General features: G+C 38.0%; 23 protein-coding genes and 2 pseudogenes. 19 read left to right on the forward strand and 6 right to left on the reverse strand.

The annotated features are described in order from the left end of the window. Positions 1-22: 22 nt before the first annotated feature. Positions 23-865, reverse strand: coding sequence for an aldo/keto reductase (locus tag AB3219_RS05485; protein ID WP_216753710.1), 843 nt, complete (start codon positions 863-865; stop codon positions 23-25). Positions 866-1,008: 143 nt separating this feature from the next. Between AB3219_RS05485 and AB3219_RS05490 the strand changes: the two are divergent. Together AB3219_RS05490 and AB3219_RS05495 are read left to right on the forward strand one after the other, a co-directional pair. Beyond that, positions 1,009-1,878 (forward strand): annotated as a pseudogene (locus tag AB3219_RS05490) (aldo/keto reductase). Between the two features lie 301 nt (positions 1,879-2,179). After that, on the forward strand, positions 2,180-2,434 hold the full coding sequence (locus AB3219_RS05495) for a GlsB/YeaQ/YmgE family stress response membrane protein (RefSeq protein WP_216753709.1): 255 nt from the start codon (positions 2,180-2,182) through the stop codon (positions 2,432-2,434). A 95-nt stretch (positions 2,435-2,529) separates the two neighbouring features. Here the strand turns inward: AB3219_RS05495 and pnuC are convergent, their stop codons facing one another. After that, entirely contained in the window at positions 2,530-3,297 is a 768-nt protein-coding gene (gene pnuC, locus AB3219_RS05500; RefSeq protein ID WP_057805322.1) for a nicotinamide riboside transporter PnuC, read from the reverse strand. A 227-nt stretch (positions 3,298-3,524) separates the two neighbouring features. Between pnuC and AB3219_RS05505 the strand changes: the two genes are divergently transcribed. The 8 genes from AB3219_RS05505 (at position 3,525) to AB3219_RS05540 (ending at position 11,286) form a co-directional block, all read left to right on the forward strand. After that, entirely contained in the window at positions 3,525-4,544 is a 1,020-nt protein-coding gene (locus AB3219_RS05505) for a YdcF family protein (RefSeq protein ID WP_260365715.1), read from the forward strand. Between the two features lie 48 nt (positions 4,545-4,592). Then, positions 4,593-5,513 carry a hypothetical protein gene (locus tag AB3219_RS05510; protein WP_216753707.1) on the forward strand — a complete coding sequence of 307 codons (921 nt, stop codon included), beginning with the start codon at positions 4,593-4,595 and terminating at the stop codon, positions 5,511-5,513. Positions 5,514-5,674: 161 nt separating this feature from the next. Beyond that, on the forward strand, positions 5,675-6,133 hold the full coding sequence (locus tag AB3219_RS05515) for a helix-turn-helix domain-containing protein (RefSeq protein ID WP_367369363.1): 459 nt from the start codon (positions 5,675-5,677) through the stop codon (positions 6,131-6,133). Positions 6,134-6,269: 136 nt separating this feature from the next. After that, entirely contained in the window at positions 6,270-7,190 is a 921-nt protein-coding gene (locus tag AB3219_RS05520) for a hypothetical protein (RefSeq protein ID WP_216753704.1), read from the forward strand. A 206-nt stretch (positions 7,191-7,396) separates the two neighbouring features. Then, on the forward strand, positions 7,397-8,908 hold the full coding sequence (locus AB3219_RS05525) for a WxL domain-containing protein (RefSeq protein ID WP_263773439.1): 1,512 nt from the start codon (positions 7,397-7,399) through the stop codon (positions 8,906-8,908). A 7-nt stretch (positions 8,909-8,915) separates the two neighbouring features. Beyond that, positions 8,916-9,206: a hypothetical protein gene (locus AB3219_RS05530; RefSeq protein ID WP_260365716.1), complete on the forward strand. Its 291-nt coding sequence runs from the start codon at positions 8,916-8,918 to the stop codon at positions 9,204-9,206. A 256-nt stretch (positions 9,207-9,462) separates the two neighbouring features. Beyond that, entirely contained in the window at positions 9,463-10,188 is a 726-nt protein-coding gene (locus AB3219_RS05535) for a WxL domain-containing protein (protein ID WP_216753701.1), read from the forward strand. A 27-nt stretch (positions 10,189-10,215) separates the two neighbouring features. Further along, positions 10,216-11,286 carry a DUF916 and DUF3324 domain-containing protein gene (locus tag AB3219_RS05540; protein ID WP_260365717.1) on the forward strand — a complete coding sequence of 357 codons (1,071 nt, stop codon included), beginning with the start codon at positions 10,216-10,218 and terminating at the stop codon, positions 11,284-11,286. A gap of 110 nt (positions 11,287-11,396) precedes the next feature. On the opposite strand, the pseudogene AB3219_RS05545 reads toward AB3219_RS05540, so the two are convergent. Beyond that, positions 11,397-12,258, reverse strand: a pseudogene (locus AB3219_RS05545) (IS982 family transposase). A 213-nt stretch (positions 12,259-12,471) separates the two neighbouring features. Between AB3219_RS05545 and AB3219_RS05550 the strand changes: the two are divergent. The 3 genes from AB3219_RS05550 (at position 12,472) to AB3219_RS05560 (ending at position 15,483) form a co-directional block, all read left to right on the forward strand. Continuing rightward, positions 12,472-13,848 carry an ISLre2 family transposase gene (locus tag AB3219_RS05550; RefSeq protein ID WP_367369364.1) on the forward strand — a complete coding sequence of 459 codons (1,377 nt, stop codon included), beginning with the start codon at positions 12,472-12,474 and terminating at the stop codon, positions 13,846-13,848. 309 nt (positions 13,849-14,157) lie between these two features. Next, positions 14,158-15,039 carry a YihY/virulence factor BrkB family protein gene (locus tag AB3219_RS05555; protein ID WP_057805314.1) on the forward strand — a complete coding sequence of 294 codons (882 nt, stop codon included), beginning with the start codon at positions 14,158-14,160 and terminating at the stop codon, positions 15,037-15,039. 63 nt (positions 15,040-15,102) lie between these two features. Further along, positions 15,103-15,483: a DUF3899 domain-containing protein gene (locus AB3219_RS05560; RefSeq protein ID WP_367369365.1), complete on the forward strand. Its 381-nt coding sequence runs from the start codon at positions 15,103-15,105 to the stop codon at positions 15,481-15,483. A 73-nt stretch (positions 15,484-15,556) separates the two neighbouring features. Here the strand turns inward: AB3219_RS05560 and yidA are convergent, their stop codons facing one another. Then, positions 15,557-16,369 carry a sugar-phosphatase gene (yidA, locus tag AB3219_RS05565; RefSeq protein WP_367369366.1) on the reverse strand — a complete coding sequence of 271 codons (813 nt, stop codon included), beginning with the start codon at positions 16,367-16,369 and terminating at the stop codon, positions 15,557-15,559. Positions 16,370-16,371: 2 nt separating this feature from the next. Continuing rightward, a complete protein-coding gene (locus AB3219_RS05570; protein ID WP_260365915.1) occupies positions 16,372-17,742 on the reverse strand; it encodes an HD domain-containing protein in 1,371 nt (456 codons plus the stop codon). A 146-nt stretch (positions 17,743-17,888) separates the two neighbouring features. Here AB3219_RS05570 and AB3219_RS05575 point away from each other — a divergent pair, with 146 nt between their 5' ends. The 6 genes from AB3219_RS05575 (at position 17,889) to AB3219_RS05600 (ending at position 24,519) form a co-directional block, all read left to right on the forward strand. Further along, a complete protein-coding gene (locus AB3219_RS05575) occupies positions 17,889-18,329 on the forward strand; it encodes a DUF1934 domain-containing protein (protein ID WP_216753696.1) in 441 nt (146 codons plus the stop codon). A 45-nt stretch (positions 18,330-18,374) separates the two neighbouring features. Further along, positions 18,375-18,947, forward strand: coding sequence for a DNA-directed RNA polymerase subunit delta (gene rpoE / locus AB3219_RS05580; RefSeq protein ID WP_216753695.1), 573 nt, complete (start codon positions 18,375-18,377; stop codon positions 18,945-18,947). Positions 18,948-19,123: 176 nt separating this feature from the next. Beyond that, positions 19,124-20,722: a CTP synthase gene (locus AB3219_RS05585; RefSeq protein ID WP_260365911.1), complete on the forward strand. Its 1,599-nt coding sequence runs from the start codon at positions 19,124-19,126 to the stop codon at positions 20,720-20,722. Between the two features lie 845 nt (positions 20,723-21,567). Further along, positions 21,568-22,848: a UDP-N-acetylglucosamine 1-carboxyvinyltransferase gene (locus AB3219_RS05590; protein WP_057807634.1), complete on the forward strand. Its 1,281-nt coding sequence runs from the start codon at positions 21,568-21,570 to the stop codon at positions 22,846-22,848. A 9-nt stretch (positions 22,849-22,857) separates the two neighbouring features. Next, positions 22,858-24,150, forward strand: a complete 1,293-nt coding sequence (rho, locus tag AB3219_RS05595) for a transcription termination factor Rho (RefSeq protein ID WP_057807630.1) — start codon at positions 22,858-22,860, stop codon at positions 24,148-24,150. A gap of 111 nt (positions 24,151-24,261) precedes the next feature. Beyond that, positions 24,262-24,519 (forward strand): type B 50S ribosomal protein L31, encoded by a 258-nt coding sequence (locus AB3219_RS05600; protein WP_057807628.1) that lies wholly within the window; start codon positions 24,262-24,264, stop codon positions 24,517-24,519. Positions 24,520-24,651: 132 nt separating this feature from the next. On the opposite strand, the gene AB3219_RS05605 is transcribed toward AB3219_RS05600, so the two are convergent. Then, positions 24,652-25,935 carry an ISL3 family transposase gene (locus tag AB3219_RS05605; RefSeq protein ID WP_010014548.1) on the reverse strand — a complete coding sequence of 428 codons (1,284 nt, stop codon included), beginning with the start codon at positions 25,933-25,935 and terminating at the stop codon, positions 24,652-24,654. Positions 25,936-26,082 lie beyond the last annotated feature (147 nt).

Genomic DNA, 26,082 nt, shown 5'->3' on the forward strand with positions numbered 1-26,082 from the left:
AAAAAATCTTATTTTGTTTAAGTTAAAATTCTTCGTAAACCGCAGGATCCTGATTTTTGACACGGCCATCTGGGCGATCTAAGCTCGTGATCATTTTCATTTCTTCTGGAGTCAATTCAAAATCAAAAATGTGGAGGTTTTCGCGTTGACGGATGGTCGAACTTGATTTAGGAATTGGCATAATGCCCAACTGTGTTTCCCAGCGCAAAATTGTTTGACCAACCGATTTTTTGTGTGCATCAGCAATTTTTTTAATGGTTGGATCCTGTAAAACGGAACTGGCACGACCAAGAGGACTCCATGCTTCAGTTGCAATATGGTGATCAGCATCATAAGTCCGTTGGGGTGCTTGAGAGAAGTAGGGATGCAATTCAATTTGATTAACAGCAGGTGTTACGCCGGTTTCATCAATTAAGCGATCAATATGTTCAGGTAAGAAATTAGAAACACCAATTGAACGAACTAAGCCCCACTTTTGTGCATCGATTAAGGCCTTCCATGCTTCAACATAGTGATCTTCCTTTGGATTTGGCCAGTGGATCAGATAAAGATCAAAATATTTGAGCCCAGTTTGATAGAGCGACTCCTGAATGCTGGTTAGCGCCTCTTCATATTGATGATGACGACCTGGTAGCTTAGATGTAATCATAATCTGAGAACGAGGAATGTCACTTTGCCGAATTGCCTCTCCAAGCGCTCCGTGATTTTCGTAATTATATGCGGAGTCTAGGGCACGATAACCATTATCAATGGCACTACGAATTACGCTTACGCCAGATGCCCCATTCAATTTATAAGTGCCAAAGCCAACCTGTGGAAAAACAGCACCATCGTTTAATTTAATTTGTGGATTTTGGTGACTCATTAATGACATCTCCTAGAATTTAAAATAGTTGACATTGTTCTGAAACGGTTAAACAATGAAAACGTTCTACAGATTTAGGATAAGCTAAATCTGGTTTTCATGCAAAAATTAACGCTTTAGTTTAAAGAAGGATAGGTGACAGAATTATGGAAATTAATGCTAAGAACGCTGGAACATTAACCTTGGGTGATAAAACGTTTAATCGATTAGGCTACGGAGCAATGCAACTGCCTGGAAAGGGAGTTTGGGGACCTTCAAGAGATTCTAAAAATGCAGTGGCCGTATTACGTCGTGCTGTTGAATTGGGGGTTAATTTTATTGATACAGCCGATGCTTATGGACCATTTACAGCCAATTTATTAATTCGGGAAGCATTTGCACCATATAAAGATAAATATAAAAATGTGTTTATTTCTACTAAAGTGGGCTTTACACGACAAGGACCGGATAAGTGGATTCCGGTGGGTCGTCCAGAATATTTACGCCAATAAATAGAGATGAATTTGCGTACTTTAGTTGTTGATAAAATTGATTTACTGTTTCTTCATCGAATCGATCCAAAAGTTTCAGTAGCTGATCAAGTTGGCGAACTTGCTAAAATGCAACAAGAAGGAAAAATTAGTCATATTGGACTGAGCCAAGTTTCAGTAGCACAAATTAAAGAAGCAAGTAAGTATGCCAAAATTGAAGCGGTCCAAAACTTGTATAATGTCACGAATCGAAAAGATGAAGATGTGCTGTCTTATTGTGAAGCACATCAAATTATTTTTGTACCTTGGTTCCCATTAGCAACGGGAGCACTTGCTAAGCCAGGATCTGTTTTAGATGGATTAGCAAAAAAGCATCAAGCTAGTCCTTCACAGATTGCGTTAGCGTGGTTATTGAAACGCTCACCAGTTATATTACCAATTCCAGGTACTTCTAATTTAGATCATTTGGAACAAAATGTGGCTGCCACGAACGTTAACTTAACAGATGAAGATGTTGCAGCAATTAATGCGTTGAAATCATAATTTAGCAAGCTTGACAATAAGAACACGTTAATTACAACGATAAGCATTAACGTTGCTTAAAACCTTTAATTTTTGCTATTCTTACTGTGTAAACAGATCTTGTATTTTTGAAGAACTGTTTATGACGGAAGCTGAGTAATCACTAGTTTGCATAAGACTTTTCGACAGTAGAGTTGTCATTAATTACAAAAAGGAGCCATTTCGACTAATTGGTGTTCGATGTAGGTCGAATGGACATCCTTTTGCAGATGAGATTTTGTGATAGCAAAATAGTCATTAATTACAAAAGGAGTGATGCACGATGCTTGGATGGTTATGGGCTTTAATTATTGGTGGAATTATCGGAGCACTTGCTGGTGCGATTACAAGTAGAGATTTGCCAGCTGGGTGGATTGGTAATATTGTCGGCGGATTAGTTGGTGCGTGGATAGGACAATCACTATTAGGCACATGGGGACCTCAATTGGCTGGAATGGCTTTAATTCCTTCAATCATTGGGGCAATCGTGGTTGTACTGATCGTATCAGCAATTTTTGGAATGAGAAAAAGAATGTAAACATCATTGACTAGTGATTTCACTCCGTTTCCTTAGTGTAGGCAGACAAAAACGGCGTACTCGCAAATTGGAGTACGTCGTTTTGTTGTATAATTTTAAGCGTGTGTAACGTCGCCAACGGTTTCTTCTTTTTCGGAATAACCATTTTCTTCTTTAATAAGACGAGCACGTTCTTTTTTGTTATACCATGGAGAAGTGGTGAATGCTAAAACATCATTAATTAGATAAATTGAGCTATTTACGAACATAGCTAAGGTTGCGGAACCCTGACGGAATGAAATGAACCAAAGAACCATTTGAGCAATTCCGGAAGCAACCCACCAGAAATATTGGTTGTTGAAACGTAAGAAACAAATAACACCGGCAGTTAAACTAATTGAAAAACTAATAGCATCAACCCAAGGGCGAGGATCATTTGTGAATGTACCAATTAAGTAACCAGAAATAAAGTAAACAATTACTGTTGAAGCCAGTGCAACAAACCAAGTTTTACCAGTAAATTTACGGATCTTGGAAACCATGTTGACATTCCAGTTGGCACTCATTAGAACTGGTAAATCAAGTGTAACAACGTAAGCAAGTTGTTCAGCCATACTTAAGTAGTTTTTAGCCGCAAATCCGGTAATAATAAAACAAAGGGCAGATAAGAGACCTAACCAACCATTAACCGATTTTGCTGCATTAATTGCTAAAATACATAAAACGCCTAAAGTGGTTCCAATAAAAGTTGTGATTGTTAAAGCTGTAATCGGTGAATTGACTAAGGTCATGATCTGACAACCCAAACTGAAAAAGAATAAATAGTAGTTTTGTTGTGGCCATCCCTTTAATTGATGTGCCAAAAAATGTAAGTAATTAGACATTTGATCCTCTCCCTAACTTAATTTCTATATGTACGGCCGTACACAATATGTTCTGATCTCAAAATCAGATAACACTATATATTGTATCTCGAAATAAAATAAATGAAAGTCTTGATTTTGATTTTTTTTTGATGTATGAGAGAAAGTACTATAAAATATATGTCATTAAATTTTGAAAAAATAGTGCAAGCGCTTTAAAATATTACTATAGAGGGAAGTGATTAAAGATGGACTTCGGTTATTGGGGAAGTATTTGTTTAGCTGTTTTTATCACCTTATGGTTAACTGATCGCCGACGGTTTTTAAATGGGTATTTTTTAATTGCCGGTCTCATTTGTTTTGTGGTGGCTGTTTGGCAATGGCTTGAAATTACGCAAGCTCCTTGGATGCAAGCACTACTGCTGGTTGTGAGCTTAGCACTTACTGGAATCATTCCCGTTGCTTTAGCCCTCTTTGCACTGGCTTGTGTACTTTATAGTCACCGACTGATTCGACATGCAGGGTCAAATCCTGGTTATGTTCTCCTTGAGATGGTGGGTTTTATAATTTGGGGCATGTTATTATTAACATTACTCAATTCACTTCTTTTTCATAGTCAATTTATTTGGCTGATCCTTGGGCTCCTTTTTATATGGATTGGTTATTTTATGGTTGGCTTTCTTTCTTATGGCGTGGCTTCTTTACTCGATGAATTACCAATTCTGTATTCGGTTGATTTTATTGTGATTTTAGGGGCCGGTTTACTCGCTGATGGGACTGTTTCAAAGATTTTACAACGACGACTTGATAAGGGAATCGCGATTTATCAACAACAACTAAAACGTGGTGCCCATCCGCAGTTTATTGTATCAGGTGGTCAAGGCGCCGATGAAATTATGCCGGAAAGTCAGGCCATGAGGAATTATTTGGAGAAAAAGGGAATTACCAGTACACAAATTATTCAGGAAAGCACATCAACTTCGACTTATGAAAACTTACGCTTTTCAGAAATTATCATGACTAAAATTAAAATCTTTCATCGAGCCATTTTTGTAACCAATAGTTTTCATGTATTTCGTGCTGGTGTCATTGCAAAAAAATTAAATACTACAATGTCTGGGGTGAGTGCTTCGACTTCAATGAATTATCTACCGTTTGCTGCCTTTCGAGAGTATCTGGCATTGTTCATGATGTTTAAATGGATTAACGCAATTATTTTGGGAGGTATTACCGTGGTTTACTTAATCTATGGGTTATTCATTTATTAATTAAATCTGTGGGTAACATGGTATAATGTCTCCAAGGAGGAGAAAATCATGACCTTACAATTAAATATTAAAAGGAGTTTAACTGGTGTGATTGCTATTGCAATGCTGTTTTCTCTTGCAGCATGTCGTAATAGTAGTCAAAGCGGTGCAACAAGTGGTTCTTCCAGCACTTCTAGTTCGGAACAATCTAACCAGAAAAGGGCCGCAACTCTTTTAAAAAAAGCACAAAAACAAATTGAAAATGGACAAACAACGAGTGCGTTAACAACCTTAAAAAAAGCACAAGAATTAGATAGTAGTAACGATAAGGTAAGCAAACTACTTGCGAATGTTCAAAACTATCTGGATGCAAAAGATGCTTTGAATGATGGGGATACCAGCTCTGCTAATGAAAGTTTGGCAAAGATGACTTCGGAACAAACTAATGGTGATGCGTTGACTTCACAGGCCAAAGATTTGAGTACCAAAGCGGCTCAATTAAAAGAAGCCAACCGATGGTATCAAAATGCTTATGACGCGGTGTCAAATGGTTATTATGAAACGGCTAAGGCTGATTTGGCAAAATTAAATGCTTTACCTTCATCTGTTAGAGGAATCAAAAATCTCCAAAATCAAGGTAAAAGTTTAACTAGTCAAATAAATGCAGCCAGCAGTAGTACAACTACAGCCCAAAGTTCTAACTCAAGTTCTAGTTCAACAAGTAGTTCGACAACATCTCAAACTACTGGGGGTTTAACCGATGAACAGACTGATCAAGTTATTACCTCGTTTACTGGGACGGTAGGCATTACCAATCAAAGTGGTCTTTCGTTTGGCGTAACGCAATTAGGGACTAATTACTATCAGGTCGAAGTTCGACAAAATAATTCTTCAAATACTGTGGGTAGTTTGACCGGAATTTATCGGTACAATACACAAACAGGTAGTTATACAAAATTAAATACAATTACTGGAAAATACGAAAAATAACCAAAATCGTAAATCATAGTTTAAACGTCATGACACAATTGAAACCCAATTGGACCACGGCGTTTTTTATACGGGCAAAGTAAATTAAAATTTGTTGTAAGCGTTTCACGATTAATATGATAAAGTGAAGTAGATAGATAAAGATAAAGGAGCCAATGTTCATGTATAAAACAGATTTATTAGAAAAAAATCAACAGTATTTATTCAAAATATTAGAAATCTTATACTTGAATGGAGCTCCGGTGACCAAGCAGTCGCTAACCAAGCAGTTGGAAATTTCACCGGCCACCTTGAAACACTATCTGGAAGATCTTCAAACAGATGTTCAGCCACTAATTGACGAAAAAAAAGTCAAAATCAAAATTGAAGCGAATACGGCAAGTTTTCAAATGCTCCAAAATTTTGCCCTTGATGATTGGTTATTTCTTCGGTATTTGAAATCATCACCTAAATTTCAACTTGTGATGCTTTTTTACAATCATGTTGGCCTCACAAATTATGAATTACAAGAAAAGTTGAACTTGAGTGAGGCTTCGTTATACCGAACAATCAAACAACTCAATGGTATTTTAAAAGAGTTTAATTTAACTATTCATTCGCAATGGCAATATAGTAGGTAGAGAATTACAAATTTGCTTTTTTTACTATAATCTTTTTCAAATAATTAATTATTTTCCGGAACAACAGGTTTTTAATTTAGATCATTTTATTAACGAGTTACAAACGGAATTACATTTCTACTTTCATTCAGAAGCAGTGCATCGGGTTCGCTTATGGCTAACAATTTCGCAGCACCGGTTAGCCATTCAACCAAATTTGAATATGACAATCCCTGACACGGTTCGAGAATTATATCAGAATAATGAATTGTACTTTCATATTAGGAATGTCTTTCAACGAGTTTTTCATGTGCGTTCTAAAGAAAAGGCTCAGTTTGAAACCGAGGCCTTTTGTACAATGCTGGTCAGCATGGCCGTGTTTAACAGTAAAACAAATGTTGCCAAACGGTTTTACGATATTTATAATTCTCAAAAAACACACTTATCACAAGTGGTTGATAAGATGAATCATTTGATTCAAACGACACTGAAAATTAAGGATAATCAGTGGCCGTTTGAATTGATGAAACTTGTTTTTGATATTTGTGCCCGCCCATTCTGTTTTGCTGGTAATTTAGAAAATATGGATGATATTTATGCAAACTACTACATTAATCACTTTTTTTCACATCAAGCCCGACAGGTTGTTAAAGAATTGATGCGTGTTCTGAGTGTTTCGGATTCTAATGAAGTGAGCGACTTGGTTAAGCAACATCAGATGTATTTCCAACGCCGGCTGTTGTTTGTGATTCGCGATTTTCGATATCAACAAATACAAGATATTAATATTGGTGTGGACACAACGTTTGATTATTATATAAGCCAGTTGATTATCAATCTTGTGCGCCAAATGTTTAAAAAGGATTTACGCGTTAGTGTTAATTATTACCAACCAGGGAATGCCTATGATTTGGTGTTAACAAACTATCATGAAGAACCCTATGATGATACGGATTATACTTATTGGCTAACTAATTTAGGCACAACGCGAGATTTGGAAACCATTAAAAAAATTGTAGAAACTCATTTTTATGAAAAAACGCCAGTGCATGAATTAATGTTTAAAAAAAGAAAATAGAATATAAAGAGAAACGCAACCTTGATTCAAATGAGAGGTTGCACTTTTTTGTAGTTGTAGGTACTAATTAGTCTAGTAAATGTTAAAAAATATCAGAATTTTTGCAAAAATTTTGAGTAAACTATAAAAAATGAAATCGCTGCCACTGAGAAGCTGTTATGATTAACTTGTAAAAAGGAAGTGGATTAGTTAGAGAGGTGATGATTGTGAAACGGCTTTTAAAATTGATAGTTGTATTCGTGTCTTTAGTTGGTATTTCCGGTTTTTATAATTACCAAAGAACTTACGCAGATGATGATAGTCCACTTTTTAATCTTGAAACCAGTAAAAGTACAGTTAATGTTGGCGATCAGATTGTTGTGCAGGCCACACAACTTGAACAACCAGACGCAGTTTCTGCAGAATTGCAGATGGTTATTCCTACTGGACTAGACATTGATAAACCAACCCTGAAACAAGCTGCAACCTCTGAGAACTTTCAGTACCGTCAAGAAAATGATAACCTGATTTTACTGATTTCTGATCAAACGAAAGAAAATTTTCAGTTAATATTTATTGCACAAACGGCAGGTACCTATTCAGTTAGTTTACTGAATAAAAATCAAAGTCTTGTTAGTAATGTTCTACAGATTGTTGGTGAACAAACCCAATCGCAAGAAAGTTCAACCAGTTCCTCTAGTGACCAAAGTCAGGCAAGCAGCTCAAGTAGTAATGAAACGAGTGCAGCAGAAGACTCTTCACAGGTAACCTCAACTGATTCCTCAAAAGAAAGTTCGTCAGTGAATTCAAGTGAGAAAGTGAAAAAGGAAACAAGCTCGCAAACAAATAAGGCTGATGAAACAAGCAGCAGTTCTCAAAGTAAAATGACCACAAAGAGTGCTAGAACTATTGCGAATTCTGTATTTTCAGTTGATCAAGCGACAAGCGTTACTGCATTAACTTATTTATATTACTACGCAGATAGCAATGGGCAACCGATAAGTGGTTACGTCCAGGATCCAGATAAAGAAAATGTTTCGGTTAGCTACATTATGAATAAAGTTTCCGGTAGCGGACCAGCCCCACCTCAAGCGGGCGTTTCGCAATCATTAGGAACCATTCAAACAACGGGTGGAAATGTTAAAGATAAGTTTAGTTTTACCATTCCAAGCAGCAAACTTCCCACGTATGCGACAGCTGTTGGTTCTGTTTATTCAATGAGATTGAATTTTTCAGATAACAAGGGAAGTATACGAAGTTTTAATTTTCGTTTCGTTTATCTGACGGGACAATTGAGTATTATAGCTCCGGATCAGATCGATTTTGGAACGGCTTTGGATGCGACTGCGACCGGCAATCCAGTTTATATGGGAACTATCGGGACAGGGAGCCAAGCACTGGCAGTGAAAGATACTAGGACAATTCCAAGTGGTGTGACAATGAACGGATGGAGTTTGACAGTTTCTTTAGCCAAACAAATGACCGGTGAAACTACGAGCGGTGTTTTAACCAATAGCTTGCATTATCTAAATGAAGGAACGGACTACACGTTAAGTTCTGCCGCAAGTCCCGTCAAAAAATTGGCTATCTCAACACCGAATACGACAACAAACATATCGGACTCATGGAATAGTAAAAATGGTCTAGCGTTTGAACATACTGCAGGGCAACCGGTAGCAGGTGAGAAGTATTCTGGAACGGTGACATGGAATTTGCAGGATACGCCGGCAAACAAGTGAGGAGTTGATGCGATGTGAAAAAAAACTAATGCTCGTGGTGCTGAGTATGGCGGCGATGTGTTTGTTTAATTCACCGATTCGTGGTGATACACATGTTTCTGAAGGTCTTGTGGGCTTTTCAAAACCAGTTGCTCAGCACAATGTCTCTGACAAGCCAATTTATTCTAAGGTAGAACCAAATCGACAAGCATATTTACCGCAAACAGACGAACAGGATGGTGTCTGGATTAGTGTGATGGGCATGACGGGTGTGGTCGTGATTGTAGGTTATGAAATTAAGAAAAGATTGATTCGGTAACAAAGTGGAAACTAGTATAGAAAAAATAGACAAAAAAACGAATAGGAGCCAGTCCGACTAGCCGCTTTAGCGGTGTAGAGAGGATGGACATCCGTAATGAGAATAGGATTTTGTTGAAAACAAAATAGACATTAAAAAACGAATAGGAGCCAGTCCAACTAACCGCTTTAGCGGTGTAGAGAGGATGGACATCCGTAATGAGAATAAGATTTTGTTGAAAACAAAATAAACATTAAAACGAATAGGAGCGATTATCATGAAAAAAACAACTTTAATCTCACTTATCAGTATGAGCGGTCTTGTTTTGGGAGCAATTGCCCCAGTTACGGCCTTTGCAGCAGATAACCGTAATGAAAGTACCAACGCGACAGCAACATTTGAAGAAAATATAACTAATCCAATTGATCCAGTTGATCCAACCGATCCAAACGAACCTGGTGATGGTGGTGGAACGGGTGAAGTAGGACCATTAAGTATTGATTATGTTTCTAATTTTAACTTTGGAAAACATGACGTTCCAACCGCAGACACGGTTTATACGGCAGAGGATGATACAGGTAAAAACACTGGCAAAACTTATCCGAACTTTGTCCAGGTATCAGACCAACGTGCTGGAGATCCAAAGGGATGGAGTTTAACGGTTAGCCAAAATGGTGATTTCAAGGATAGTGAATCAGACAGTTTAACTGGGGCTGAAATCATTTTAGGTAAGGCCACTGTTAAGACCACAACGAACAGTTACCCAAGCACTAACAACACAGTAACCTCAGCTACTAATGGTGCTTCATTACAACCTGGTGGCGCAACGATGAATGTAATGGCTGCTAAGGCCGGTGGTGGTGCAGGAACTTGGCTTGATGTATTTGGAACCGCGAATGATTCAACCGTCAAATTAGATGTTTCGGCAGCTGCTCATCCAAATGCAGCTAGTTACAGCACAACATTAACATGGAGTTTGGCCGATACACCAACAAACTCTTAAAAAAACTAGTTAAAGGGGGTTGTCACTGTGAAACGAAAAACTTTTATCTTGATACTAATGACTTTGGTACTGAGCCTGCTCACTATTTTGCCAGTTTCGGCAAATGAATTAACATTTGGTGTTCAGGCAAACTTACCGAAAAATCAAATTGACACAAAGGTCACCTATTTTGATTTGAAACTAAACCCGGGTGCTAGTCAAATAGTCACTGTTACAGTAACCAACGGAACTAAAAAACAAGTTAAGATAAAACCCGAAGTGAACACAGCGACAACCAACTTAAATGGGGTAGTTGAGTATCAAAAAGTATCTGCAAAGAACTTTGATTCTTCGTTAAAGTACTCACTGGCAGATTATGTAAAACCAGTAGAAACATCTGTAATTTTAAAGGTGAACCAATCTAAAAAAATTCATCTTCGCATAAACATGCCGAAGGGAAAGCTTAACGGTGTCATGGCTGGCGGTATTCGTCTTCAAGATGAAAATGCGGAAGTAAGTAAAGATGCTAAAAAGAAAAAGGGAACGACGGTTCAAAATGAATATGCGTACTTGATTGGGATGGTATTACAACAAAATACAACCAAGGTTACTCCTGATTTGAAACTAGCCAGTGTTAAACTTGGTCAGAATAATTTGCGAAATGTGATCAACTCCCGGCTGCGAAACGTTAAAGCGACCTATTTAAACAAACTGTCAGTGAATGCCAAGGTTTCAAAAGTTGGCAGTACCAAAACGTTGTACCAACAAAAATCAACGAACATGCAGATGGCGCCAAATTCAGTTTTTAATTATGGATTAAAGCTAAATGGTCAACCATTGAAGGCCGGAAAGTATGTTATGAACATCACAGCGAAGTCGAAGCAACAAACTTGGCACTTTAAGAAACAGTTTACGATTACAAGTAAAAAAGCGGCCACGTTGAATGCGAAGGATGTGTCCATCAAAAAAGATTACAGTTGGATTTACGTGACGGTGGGTGTTGTCATTTTGCTTATCCTGATTGCGATTGCCTTTTGGATTGTTCGAAAGAAATTAAAGGCAAAAGAAGTTGAAAATGAAGCACTGAGAGCGCAACTTAAAAAACATGAACATGATTAAAATCGCAAATAATTTGTATTAAATAATAACGATTATAAATAATTTGAAGGTTAGAAAGATGACTTTTTTCTAGCCTTTTTTAATTTGTTCTATATCATCTACGCGTGGTGCTAGTTCGTCATAAAATCAAAAAAGCCTAAATTGTATACCAATATCGTCAATTCAATCTTTAATTGAAAACCAAATAGACTACGGGTGAGATTGGTTTCAATCCCAAATTGCTGGGCTAAAATTGAAAAGCGTGACTCTATTGTCCGCCGTAACGCCTTGAGTTGACGCTTATTATGCTGTTTAGCACCTTTCATATTAGAACGATAAGGCGTCCATAAGTTATAGCCTAGGGCCCTAAAACTGGTCTTGAGTTTTTTCCCAACATAACCAACATCGGCCAAAATATTGGGACAAGGACAACCGCTAATTAGCTCAGGCGCTACCTTAGCATCATGAACTGAGGCTGCCGTGATCACATAATTCAGAATATAGCCATTAGCCGTGACGACCATGTGGGTTTTAAACCCATAAAATGGCATTTTCTTGGTGGCATTATAGCCAATGTTGGCCTTCCCAGCAAAAATTCTAACTCTGAAATTACGAACTTTGGCACATAGTGGGTTGGGTAAACTGTCGATAATCGCTAGGTCGCCCGAATGAGCATAATCTTTAGTGATACCTGAGCGAATGGCATTGACTACTGCCAGTAATTGTTGCGCGCGGCGGTTGAAACGTGAACGTGATACCACCATTTGCCGCGGCATAAACGCTGCCATCAGATAATAGAAGCGGCGTTGCGATTGAATTCCCAGTGTGACTTGTAAGCACAGTAAAGCTAAAAGTTTAATATCAGTAATTTTAGTATGTTCAACGTTGCGCCGCTCAATAACGCTGATAAAGCAATGAACATAACTGGTAAAAGTAATGGAAACTAACTTGTAATTCGTGACGATTTTGCTTAAACTTGAGGTGGTTCAACACAGTTATTACTCCTTTTAAGTTTTGTCACTTATGAGTCTAACTGGGTTGGACTTTTTTGTTAAATTTCTAAATGTTACAAACTAGCACCACACGTATATCATCGTTAGTGTAAAGTTTTAGTAGGAAAGTGAAAAAAAGCCTTTTCAAAACACGAGAAGACCGTTAATCTTCTAATTAGGTATAGCAGCCAAAAATTAGGAGGTAACGGTCTTCATGTCTCAGATTTTAACAGAAATCATGACAGTTTTAAAGGAAAGTAATAGTTTATTTAATGCGGAACAGGATTTAATGATTCGGTGCCAGGCATTGATTGCCACGGCTTTAGGCCAAGCATTAGAGGATTTAGATGATCTTTTAATTGGAGAAACAGAATATCGAGAAATTATTGGCAAACGACAACGAACGTTAAATTTTATGTGCGGAACAGTTACTTTTAGACGTCATTTGGTTAGATTAAATGACAAAACCTATGTCTATCCTTTAGACCGGTACTTACAGTTAATTCCACGAAGTAGGTTTTCACCTTTGATGGTTGAAAAGGTCGCTAAGCTAGCTTCACATAGTGTTTTACGGACAACAGCCTTGGCTGTTAACCTTTTGACCCCACTTTCCATCAGTCATCAAAAGGTGGATCAACTTTATCAATCAGCAGGTGAACAATGTGAAAAACAACGTGAAGAGACTACATTAGTGAACATCGAAAAGAAACGACAAGTTCCTTATCTGTATTTGGAAGGCGATGCCTTTTGTGTGGCCTTAAAGGCTAAGCAACACCATAAAAATGTCCTTATTCATCGACTGCAACTAACGGAAGGTATTAGCCAAAATGGCCGACGACGTCAGACGTTAAACCGGCATGTATTTACGGGATTAAACCGGCAAGCAGTTTTTAATCAAGTACAAGATTATCTCGATCAGAATTATGATTTACGAGCAACTATAATGATTACCGGTAGCGATAATGGGAGTGGCTATGAACCATCCTGCTTTGATGAATTAGCGGTTGGGGCCAAAAAACATGAGCACTTTTTAGATCGTTATCACTTGAACCGAAAAATTCGTAGTCGATTAAGCAAGATGCCTAAGATTCTGCAAAGTAAACTATTTCAGGGTGTGCATAATTGGGATAATGATCAAGTTCAAATTGTCCTTGATACGTGTGAGTTTCAAGCCAATGATGCAGATAGTCTGGAAGCAATTCAACTTTTACGGAGTTACTTGAAACGTAACTGGAATTATTTAAAGCCAGCCAACAAGCGAAGCTTAGCTACCGAAACTGTGTGTTTAGGTGGCTGTGAAAGTAATCATCGACGCTTTACCTATCGGTTAAAACATCAAGGTCGCTCTTGGAGTAAAGCTGGATTGAAGGCGATGATTGCGGTGATTACCAGTGAAATTAACGGGCAATTAGAAACAGCAATGATAAAGATGACCAATACCTTGCCAATAAGCATCATGCCAGTTAAAGTGGCCGCTAGTTATTTTCTTAAACAGCCTTTTACACAACATCAAGGAATTAGGCACGGCAGTATTTCATTAGACGCAGCAACTAGCAGTGCTATGGGTAATTTGGTGAAGGCTATTTCATAGGATTTGAATAACAGGTGGAGTGGAGGCGTTGGTGAAAGAGTGTGTCGATGTCACTTAGCGATTTATCGCTTAGAGACATGGGAGACTGGAGAGATCCACTTCTGGCCTGAAGGGCAAGAAGTTAGCTCGTAAGCGACCCACACGACCCCGCATCAACGCCGGAACGAAACAAAAAGTAGTTAAAAACATAAATAAAATCTAATTAGAAGCACTACCTACTAAAACTTGACACATACTATATCATCTTATTATTTTTATAAGTGATGTTCCAATGGTAAACTTAAACAAAAGGTGAAAGGAATTTTGAACATGTGGAATCAATTTAAAGAGACGAAATCATTTAAATTTATTACGATTTTTTTACGTCGATATAAAAGTGGCAATATCTCTAATAACAGTATTGTTTTGTCATATTATACGTTATTATCATTTTTTCCGTTACTTTTATTAATTGGTAATCTTTTACCTTTCTTGAATTTACCGGTTCACACTGTGTTGATGTATGTTGAGCAGGTAATGCCTGAAAATATATATGTTATTTTAAGGCCGCTAATTCGTCAATTACTTACTACGAATAACGGTGGTGTTCTATCAATCGGATTAGTTGTGGCTCTTTGGTCAGCGAGTCGAGGCATTTCAGCATTTCAAACGGCCTTGGATGCAACATATGATATGAAAAATGCTGCGAATGCAATTCTAAATCGGATATTTTCATTCGTGATTGTTTTTGCATTTATAGTTGCGCTGGTGATTGTTGTGTTGTTTTTCTCTTTGAGTTCAATAGTGGTGGCCTACTTAACTCCAATTTTGCATTTGCCTCAAGATTGGCTTGAAATTGTTGGAACTATAAAATGGCCAATTGCTATTGTGGGTGTCTTTGTAATTTTAGCTGTTTTATACGTTGTCGTACCAACAGCTAGGGTGTATTGGCGTTATGCCTGGGTCGGATCTGTATTTTCAATGATTGGATTATTGTTATTAACTCAATTTTTTACGCTATATTTACGTTATTTTGGCGGCGCAGTGACAACCTATAGAACAATCGGGACTTTTATTGTGATTATGTTATGGCTTAATTTTTTTGCAGAAATTTTATTGATCGGTGGGGTGATCAATGCTTCGGTTCAAGAAAACTATCATCAAAAGAAATTCGAGCCTAAACCACCTCGTTCAAAGAAAGCAAAAATTTGATAAACTGTTATAATACTATTATTCAGATTAGAATTGAAAATAAAATTAAGGTCGAAGTTATGTTTGACCACAAATAAAGGTGTGAAAATTACGAATTTTATTAAGGCACATAAAGCATTGACAACGGATGCTGTTTTAGTTTTGATCGGTTTTATTGATTGGCTAATTACGCGAAATACAATTGTGACCAGTAATCATTTCTTTATGGTTGGTTTGGCACTATTGTTGATCGGCGTGGCTTTTGTTTTGGAACGGGGCCATTTATTTACGGGTTGGTTTAAACGACCCGCAAAAGGTGAAGAAAAATTACCACAAAAAAAGATTGATGTTCACAAGGTTGGTCGAATTAAGAATAGTCCTATTGTGCTGACAAAACCGGCACGATACTTTTTACACGTGGGCATTTTTACGGTTGTTGTAAGCATATTAGTTTCATTTATATAACATAAAAATCGATTGCTTTCCTAGAAATGAATTCAGGAAGCAATCGATTTTTTGTTTGGTTAAAAAGTTAAAACTATAGGTCTAAAACGAATTTTTGAATGGCCTTTGCAACGCCATCTTCTTCGTTACTAGCGGTGATAAATGTGGCTAACTGTTTAGCTTCTGGAATGGCATTTGCCATTGCAACAGGTGTGCCAACCGCCTTGAGCATGGATAAATCATTTCCTTGATCACCAACAGCCATAAGATTTTCGGGCTTTAATTTTAAACGTTTGGCTAAATCTCTCAATGCGTTGCCTTTACTAGCAGATTTATTTAAAACTTCTAAGAAATAAGGTTCGCTTTGTACAAAGTAATAGTTATCCAAAAAAGTTTGTGGAATCTTGTGCCGCAGGGCAGTAATCTTTTCTGGTGGGTCAATGAACATCCCCTTAGGAATTTTTAAACTAGTCGGCATTTCACTGACTGCACGATAACGAATGCCCATTCTGACATAAAAACTTTCACCAATTGTATAAGGACTGAGATTTTTATTAGCAGTGTAAATGTGATTTTCAGTTTCTACGTGAAAATGACTGCGCAATTTACGACTCAAGGCTTCTAAGTCTGTGTAATCGTTGTAATTTAACGTGTGGCGAATAATGGTGTGACCTTCAATCGTTTGCACGAGTGCGCCATTATAAGTAATGACATATTGATCGCTGCCAGCTAAGCCTAGTTTTTTTAAATGTTCAGCAACCCCAGTTAATGGTCGACCGGTACACAACACAATTTTTACGCCTTTTTGACTGGCCTGTTTAATGACAGCAACGGTTTTATCGGTGATTTGTTTTTCATCCGTTAAAAGCGTGCCATCAAGATCGATAGCAACTAATTTGATTGCCATGATTAACGTCCTCCTTTAGCGTCCTGCAAAACACCATTTTTAAGATAAGATTGAAATTCTTGGTAAATTGGATGAAAAAGTTCACTATCGTCTGTTGATAGCATTTTTTTAGGGAAAAAGAACCGTTCATCCCCTGAAACACGACCAGTTATAGCTGCAACGAGTGCACTAACTGTGGAGAGTTCAACCAAACTACCATCGTGTTGCATTAATTCAATTTGTGTTCGTGGTTTGCTAGTACTTGGATCGTAAGCATCATAGGGTAAATCATAGCTGTTGTTAACGGCAGTGTAATAGGTACTATTGAAGCCGGCTTTTTCAATAAGTTGACGTAGTTGCGGCAAAAGATATTCCGTTTCGTGTGTAAAACGCACAGATTTTAATGGAATTCGATTTAAGAACCGTTTGGACAAATCATTTAAAACGGGGTCTTTATCGTCTTCCCATTGCTGAAAATACGTATTTAAAACGCCATCATCCAAACGCAAATAGTCGGCAACCGTTGCGGTGTGATTAAAAAAGGGCATTAAAAAGTACGGAACAAAATCGCGCTGGTGACTAATGTCTTGAGGACCATCACCATAAATTTCGTTTGCCCGTTGAAGCAGATGACTCAAAATCATTTCCATAGAACGAGAAACGGGATGAAAATAAACTTGTAAGTACATTTGGAAACGACTTACGATGAAATCTTCAACAGCATGAATACCACTAATCGAAAAGGCAATTCCATCTTTATAAGGACGCATAACTCGTAAAATTCGCGTTAAATCAAATGTACCGTAGTTGGTTCCAGTGTAATATGAGTCACGAAGCAGATAGTCCATCCGATCGGCATCGATTTGACTTGAAATCATTTGAACAACCTGAGGATTGGGATATTTATGAGAAATAACACTCGCAACTTCAGCTGGGAACTTGGGTGAAACACGGCGCAAAACTTGATTTACTTCCGTTTCAGGGTCGGTAATGATGTGTTCGGTGTAACTTTCATGATCAGTGTGAAAAATGTGCTCAAAGGTATGAGAATAAGCACCATGGCCGATATCATGTAAAAGAGCAGCACATAGCGTTACTAAGCGCTCGGAATTATCCCATAAGCCATCGTTAGGTGTTTTTGAAGGGTAATTCCGCTCGAAGCTATCACAAATTCGACGGGCAACTTCATAACAGCCAAGTGAGTGTGAAAAACGGGTATGTTCGGCTCCATGAAAGACAAGTGAAGTGGTACCAAGTTGGTGAATGCGGCGTAGTCGTTGAAATTCTTTCGTATTAATTAGGTCTAGAATAACTTGATTTTGAACATAAACATAGTTGTGAACTGGATCGCGAAACACCTTTTCCATTGGTAATAATTGATTGCGATAATCCATGAAAACAGGCTTCCTTCCATCTAAAATTATTTGTTAAGCTTAGTATAACAATTCCGTTCAGATAAAGCCAAAACGCTATGATGAATGCATTTTTGGGTTTATACTAATAAAGAAGATATTTAGAAGAAAGAAGGGTGCTGGCTTTAATGGATGAACTTAATACTGGCGTACCGGTTGCCATTCATTTGGACACGTATATCACACAAGAAGGAGAAGAATCCCACTTTGCGTTTGATGAAAATGGGCAACTTTTTCAAATGGGTGATTCTTTTTATATTCGTTATCAAGAAACGGATGAAGATACCAAAGAACAAATTCCGGTAACTATGAAAATTGATGGTGAAGGCGATGTCTTACTAACAAGATCTGGTGAAAATAAACTTCGTCTACGCTTCAGCAACGGCAAACGAATTCAAGCTCGTTATCGAACACCATATGGCATTTTACCAGTGGATACCGTTACGCCATTTTTAGAGGTTCGTTTGCGTGATAGACCATTTTCAGGAACCATAAAAGTTGATTATCAGTTGTTTGCCGGTGAAAGTTTGTTAGGCGACTACAAAATTAGATTGCAATTTACAGCTTAGGTAATGTATTATAGGGAGTAGACTGTTGAAAGGACGTGCACCAGTTTGAATTTGAAAATTTTTGATGGTCAAGACAAAACTGAACTTTCATTAATCGAGGTTGCGCATGCAATTCTCGCACAACATGGAGATCCGATGGCTTTTGTGGATCTTGCTAATGAAGTTCAACAGTATCTTGGCAAAACCGATGAAGAATTCCGTGATCGTTTGTCACAATTTTATACTGATTTAAATACGGATGGTAGTTTCATTTCACTAGGTGACAATAGTTGGGGCTTACGTACTTGGTATCCCTTTGAGTCAATCGATGAAGCTATTATTCATGCTGACGAAGATGAAGATGATGATCGTCCAAAACGTAAAAAGCGTAAAAAGGTTAATGCGTTCTTAGCTGACGCTGCCGATGACGATGATGTAATTGATTATGATGCTGATGATCCTGAAGATGATGATGTAGTTGCCGATGATGACAATGATTTTGATTCTGACGATAATGATGATTATACTGATAGTTCAAAAGATGATGATAGTGATGATTTACCTGATGATGACTTACCCGATGGTATCGAGGGCCAGTTGTCAGAGTTAGATGATGACGATTCTGACGATGATGAATAAGTCAGTTTTTCGAACTTGACATTAGATTGGTTACCTTGTATTATCTTTATTGGGCGCTTTGCTGTATGCAGAGCCAAACAGTACGGATTTTAAATTGTGCTCCCTATTCCAAATGAATAGGGAGTATTTTTATTATTTCTTGAATGTCCCTTAAAAAACCTCAAAGGAGTTATAAAATGACTAAATACATTTTTGTCACTGGTGGCGTTGTTTCTTCGCTTGGAAAAGGAATCGTAGCAGCTTCTCTTGGCCGTTTGCTTAAGAATCGCGGTTTAAAGGTTACAATTCAGAAGTTTGATCCCTATATTAATGTGGACCCAGGAACGATGAATCCTTATCAACATGGGGAAGTATTTGTTACGGATGATGGTACGGAGACCGATCTTGATCTCGGTCATTATGAACGTTTTATTGATAATGATCTTAATAAATACTCCAATGTGACGACTGGAAAAATATATTCTGAGGTTTTGAAAAAGGAACGTCATGGTGACTATTTAGGCGCCACTGTGCAAGTTATTCCACACATTACCAATACAATTAAAGAAAAAATTATGCGAGCAGGCACAATCACAGATTCAGATATTGTGATTACCGAAATTGGAGGGACAGTTGGTGATATCGAATCTCTTCCATTCTTAGAAGCTTTACGTCAAATGAAGAGTGAAGTTGGTTCAGAAAATGTTATTTATATTCATACGACTTTAATTCCATATTTACGTGCGGCTGGTGAAATGAAGACAAAACCAACACAACACAGTGTTAAGGAACTCCGTGGTGTTGGTATTCAACCCAATATTTTGGTTGTGCGAACAGAAAAACCAATTACACAATCAATGCGCAATAAGATTGCTTTGTTCTGTGATGTAGATCCTGAAGCAGTTATCGAATCTCGTGATGTAGATAACCTCTATCAAATTCCATTGAATCTTCAGGCTCAGGGAATGGATCAAATTATTGTTGATCATTTTGGCCTCAAAACTCCTAAGGCTGATATGGAAGATTGGCGTAAAATGACCGAACACGTTCGTAATGATTTGGATCATGTGGTGAAAATCGCACTTGTTGGTAAATATGTGGCACTGCAAGATGCTTACATTTCTGTATCTGAGGCTTTGAAACACGCCGGTTATCCAGTGAATGCCAAAATTGAAATTAAAAAGGTTGATTCTGAAAAAATTACAACCGATAATGTTTCCGAAATCTTAGGCAATGTTGATGGGTTGATTGTGCCAGGTGGTTTTGGTGATCGTGGGATTGAAGGAATGATTACAGCCATCCAGTATGCCCGTGAAAATGATTTACCGTTCTTGGGAATTTGTTTAGGGATGCAGATGGCTTCCGTTGAGTTTGCCCGTCACGTGTTGGGTCTCAAGGATGCTAATTCCACTGAAATGGATGCTAACACGCCACATAATATTATTGATTTAATGGCAGATCAGGAAGATGTTCATGATTTGGGAGGTACCCAACGTTTAGGCCTGTATCCATGCAAGCTTAAGGCTGGTTCGGTAGCTGCTGAAGCATATGACAATCAAGATGTCATTCAAGAGCGTCACCGTCATCGTTTTGAATTTAATAATAAGTATCGCGATGCTATGCAAGAACACGGATTAGTATTTTCTGGAACTTCACCAGATAACCATTTGGTTGAAGTCATTGAACTACCAGAGAAAAAATTCTTTGTGGCTTCTCAATATCATCCTGAATTTCTTTCAAGACCACAACGTCCAGAGGGATTATTCAAGGCCTTTATTGCAGCTGCTAATAAGTAAACAAATATAATTTAAAAAAATGGTACATGGATATCAAAAACTGAATCCGTGTACCATTTTTGCATTTAACTAAAGGTTGAAAGTGTCAAAATTACTTCAATAACTACTGTTAAACGACTTATCCTAAAAAAAGTAGGCTAACTGCCGTCCTGCGGCTCATCTGGTCTGGAACGGGGTGGGCACGATTTGAAGCCAAGAGGTACACTTGTCTTCAAACTCGGCCTTATCCTAAATAATAAATTACTAAGGATAACTTCACCCCTGAGACCAATCGCCTCCGGACTAAGAACGTTTGATGCTTCAATAATGCTCAGCAACACTGATATAATAACTTTTATATCGATGTGTTGATTGCAAAAATTAGACTTAGTCTGGAAGCAAATGGGCTCAGTAGTGACATTTATCTTAGCGGGTTTCGCTTAGATAAAGGCCGAGCTTAGAGACGTGGTTTTCGGCTCTAAGTCGTGCCCACTACTACGTGTAGAAGAATGATTTTCGTTCCGAAAATCTTGATACTCCGTACGATGTCGATTCTTGTGACAAAAATCAGCCGCAAGAACTCGCACTACGTTCCAGCCCAAATTTGCTGGAAGACGGCAGTTAAATCTAACTTTGTTAACATGAATGCTTTTGTATCAGATAACAAGATGTGTTTTTGTACTTTCAATCTTTAGTATTTAATTTATGGAAAAATTAGACCAAATTAAATATTTTGACACAAAAACCCTTAGTCGGGTTCAGACTGCAGATTTTTTTAAATTTATGGTTGTTTTTTTGATATAGGTTATTTATGATTAGAATTGACTGTACAATTATTAGCATGTTGATAAGTGAGGAAAGTACACATGAAAAAAATGGTAATCCGTGGCGGACAACAACTTTCCGGTGAAGTGACCATTGGTGGTGCTAAAAACAGCACAGTGGCTTTAATTCCAGCTGCTATATTGGCCGATACCCCTGTCCGCCTGGACTCTGTTCCTGACATCCTAGACGTTCATAATTTGATGATCATTCTTGAATCAATGAATGTTCATTCAACGTTTAAAGATGGTGTCATGGAAATTGATCCAACTAATATAATTGAAAGTGCCTTACCAAGTAGGGCAATTAAAAGTTTGCGTGCTTCCTACTATTTTATGGGGGCATTGCTAGGTAAATTCAAACGTGCAACAGTTAGTTTCCCTGGTGGAGATAATATTGGGCCTCGTCCAATTGATCAACATATCAAAGGCTTTAAGGCTTTAGGAGCAACTGTTAACGAACAAAATGATTCTGTCTATATTACAACCGATAATCGTGAATTACACGGTGCCCATATTTTCTTAGATGTCGTTTCCGTTGGTGCAACTATTAACGTGATTCTGGCGGCTGTAAAAGCTAATGGACAAACAATTATTGAAAATGCAGCTCGTGAACCCGAGATTATCGATTTGGTTACCTTTTTAAACAGTATGGGAGCCAAAATCCGCGGCGCAGGTACCGACGTTATTCGGATTGATGGTGTGGATAGTTTGAGAGCTAGTGCTACGCATACAATTATTCCAGATCGAATTGAAGCTGGAACTTATTTGTCATTGGCAGCATCGGTCGGAAATGGTATTCAAATTAATAACATTATCCCAGAACACTTGGAGTCTTTTAACTCGAAGCTTATTGAACTAGGCGTTGATTTGGATGTCGGTGAAGACAGTATTTATGTTCCTGAAGCTAATAATCTGCACGCAATTGAGATCAAAACTAATCCTTTTCCTGGGTTTGCAACGGACCTTCAACAACCAATCACACCAGCTTTGATGAAGGCTCAGGGAAGCAGCGTTATTGTGGATACCATTTATCCCAAACGAGTTAAACACATCTCACAGTTGCAAAAAATGGGTGCTAATGTGCGTGTTGAAAATGACATAATTATTGTTGCACACACAGAACAGTTACATGGTGCCAACGTTGAAGCCGGCGAAATTAGAGCAGGAGCCGCGTTGATGATTGCTGGATTGATGGCCTCTGGAACAACTGTAATTTTCAAAGCAGATAATATTCTTCGTGGTTATGATCGCATTGTTCATAAACTTCAACAATTGGGTGCTGACATTGAAATTGTGAGCGATGAAGAAGAAAAAGTTAAATAGAGGTAAAGTATGAGTGACTTTTTAACAATGGCGGAACTGCAAAATATGACGCTTAAACAGATCTACAGTTTTGCACGAAAGTTTAAAATTCCGTATTACGGGCAGATGAATAAGGCTGAATTATCTTTGGCAATCATTCGTGCTCAGGCTAAGGAACAAGATTTTGTGGAAATGGAAGGCGTTTTAGATATCGTTTCTCAAGAGGGTTTTGGGTTTCTCCGCCCAATTAATTACGGACCTTCTCAAGAAGATATCTATATTTCTGCTTCACAAATTACACGTTTTGGATTGAGAAATGGCGATCTGGTGACTGGAAAAGCAAGACATCCAAAACCTTCTGAACGTTATTATGGATTGATGCATGTCGACCAAGTCAACGGTAAAAATCCAGAAGAAGCAAAACAGCGTCCGCATTTCCCCGCGTTAACACCGATCTATCCTAAACAACAAATTAAATTAGAAACAACTTCCAAAAATTTAGCAACACGCTTAGTTGATATTTTTACACCAATTGGTTTTGGACAACGAGGATTAATTGTGGCCCCACCTAAGGCCGGAAAAACCACCTTATTAAAAGAAATTGCCAATGGCATTACTACCAATTATCCAAAAGTGAAACTGATTGTTTTATTGATTGATGAGCGTCCAGAAGAAGTGACAGACTTGGAACGTTCCATCAAAGGTGAGGTAGTGTCATCTACGTTTGACAAAGAACCTAAAAATCACATTCGAGTTTCTGAATTAGTTTTGGAACGTGCTTTGCGTTTAGTAGAGGACAAAGAAGATGTTGTGATCTTATTAGATTCAATCACACGGCTAACTCGAGCTTATAACTTGGTGATTCCACCAAGTGGCCGAACATTATCTGGTGGTATTGATCCGGCAGCATTTTACAAGCCAAAGAAGTTTTTTGGTGCGGCACGAAATATTGAAGAAGGTGGCAGTCTAACGATTTTGGGCACTACTCTTGTAGATACTGGAAGTCGAATGGATGATGTTATTTATGAGGAATTCAAGGGAACCGGGAATTCTGAATTAACACTATCACGTGAACTGGCAGAACGGCGCGTGTTCCCCGCACTGGATATTAAACAATCCGGGACGCGAAAAGAAGAATTGTTACTACCACAAAAAATGCTTGATGAAGTTTGGCGCATTCGTCGTGCAATGGTTGGCGATTCACTGGAGACAACTGAACAGTTATTGCAATTTTTACGTAATACTAAAAATGATCAAGAGTTTTTAAGCGAAATTGAAAATGTAAAGTTTAAATCAACGATTCGAAAGCGGAAACTACGTTAAAAGTGAGTTGCGTCTAACAGATATTCATGATATTATAATGGTCGTTGATTATTTTAAGAACAAAATAACTATGTCTCAGTAAATGACTCATGGCAAAGGAGCGTAATTATAATGAAAAAAGGAATTCATCCAGATTATCACGAAGTCGTATTTCAGGATTCAACAACTGGTTATAAGTTTATTTCCGGTTCAACAAAGACTTCTAATGAAACAATCAAGATGGACGATGGCAAGGAATATCCATTAGTTCGTGTTGAAATTTCATCTGATTCACACCCATTCTACACAGGTCGTCAGAAATTCAACCAAGTCGATGGAACTGTCGATCGTTTCAACAAAAAATACGGATTTACAGACAGCGACAAGTAATTCTGCGTTTAAAAGGGCACAAGCTAACGTTTTTAGTTGGTTTGCGCTTTTTGTTTATATAGATAACAGTGATTGTTAAAATGGGGCTCTTTGTCAAATCCTGTTGATGAATAGCTTTTACAGAGTTGAAAGTCATGCGACTTTCAACTCTGTTTTTTTCATTGGTTTTGTTCTCATTTGCCGTAACTTAATACGTGAAATCATATGATGGTAATTACGGAATCCAAATGCTGTGCGTTGAATTTGTTTAATCATTCGATTCATGCCTTCGACTGGGCCATTCGTATAGTCCGATTCACTGGCGTTGAGTACAACCACTAAGTTCTTTTTGAACGTTTGAAACACTGCTTTCATGTAGGGACTTATATTTTGATTTGTATATAGATCTTCCACAAGCTTGTCTTTGTCTTGATTCTTAAGGTTTTCCATGATGCTTTGCATCGACTCGTACGATGCTTTAAGTTCTTCGTTAATTGTCAGTCCTTGTTCTACACGTTCTAGTTGTGTGAGTTGTTTTCGCAGGTGTCGGTCATAAAAGACATGTTCCTCATCTAGATTTCCGGCATACTTCAAATAAAGCCGCCAGGCGAACTTTAACGTGCGATATTCATAGGATCTTTTATTGTACTTTTTCATGGTTTGCACCCGAGTTTGATTAAAAGCTCGAGTCATCATTGCAACGATGTGAAAGCGGTCGATCACAATTTTTGCCTGCGGAAACATTGCCTTGGCAATGTCTTGATAGTAACTATTTAGATCTACGGTAACTGTTTTGACACGTGCTCGAACACTTGCTGGAAATTGTTTAAAATAATCAGTAATACTTTGCTTGAATCGGTCTGGCAGAATTTGTTGAATTTCGTGCTCACCAGCGCCATTAATACAGATGAAATGGAGCCGACCACCAATTCCTCTAAATTCATCCATGGCGAGATGAACCGGTAGATAGTTAAGATTTCTGCGAAATAAGTCATCATAGTTGTCTAAGTAACGACAGACAGTGCTAGCTGATATGCCGGCATCGATCGCAATGCTAGCTTGAGTGCGGTCGTCTTGTAGACTCATAAACACTTTCTGACGCGTGGCTCGGGAGATACAACAGTACTTGTCTACCACATCAGAAGTAGCCATAAACGACGCTTTACAATTACGACAAATGACGCGTTCTTTATGGAGTTCCAAATAAACTGGTTCACTCGCATTCGCTGCCAGATAGGTCACGCGTGATACGTAGTGTCCATTATGACTTAGCTCGCAAAAGCCACAGTTAGCGCAATGTTTCTGGTCGAACTTAACCGTGGCTATATATACTTTTGCGCGCTTAGCTTTAATCACTTGATAGTTATATTTGTAAAAAACTACATTTGGGTCTTTAATACTGAGCGCAAATTTTATATTATTATCTACAGGGTCCATAAGTTTTCACGTCCTTTAAAAAAGATGCTGTAGTGGGTGGATTTTTTAGGTGCGAGGCTTATGGGCCTTTTTTATTTTGCACTAAAAAATCCTGCTAATAGATTACCATGTTAAGTAAGCTATCAACAGGAAAAAGTATAGAACCTA

The sequence above is a fragment of the Pediococcus ethanolidurans genome (genome assembly GCF_964062635.1).
In the GTDB taxonomy this organism is placed as follows: Bacteria; Bacillota; Bacilli; order Lactobacillales; family Lactobacillaceae; genus Pediococcus; species Pediococcus ethanolidurans.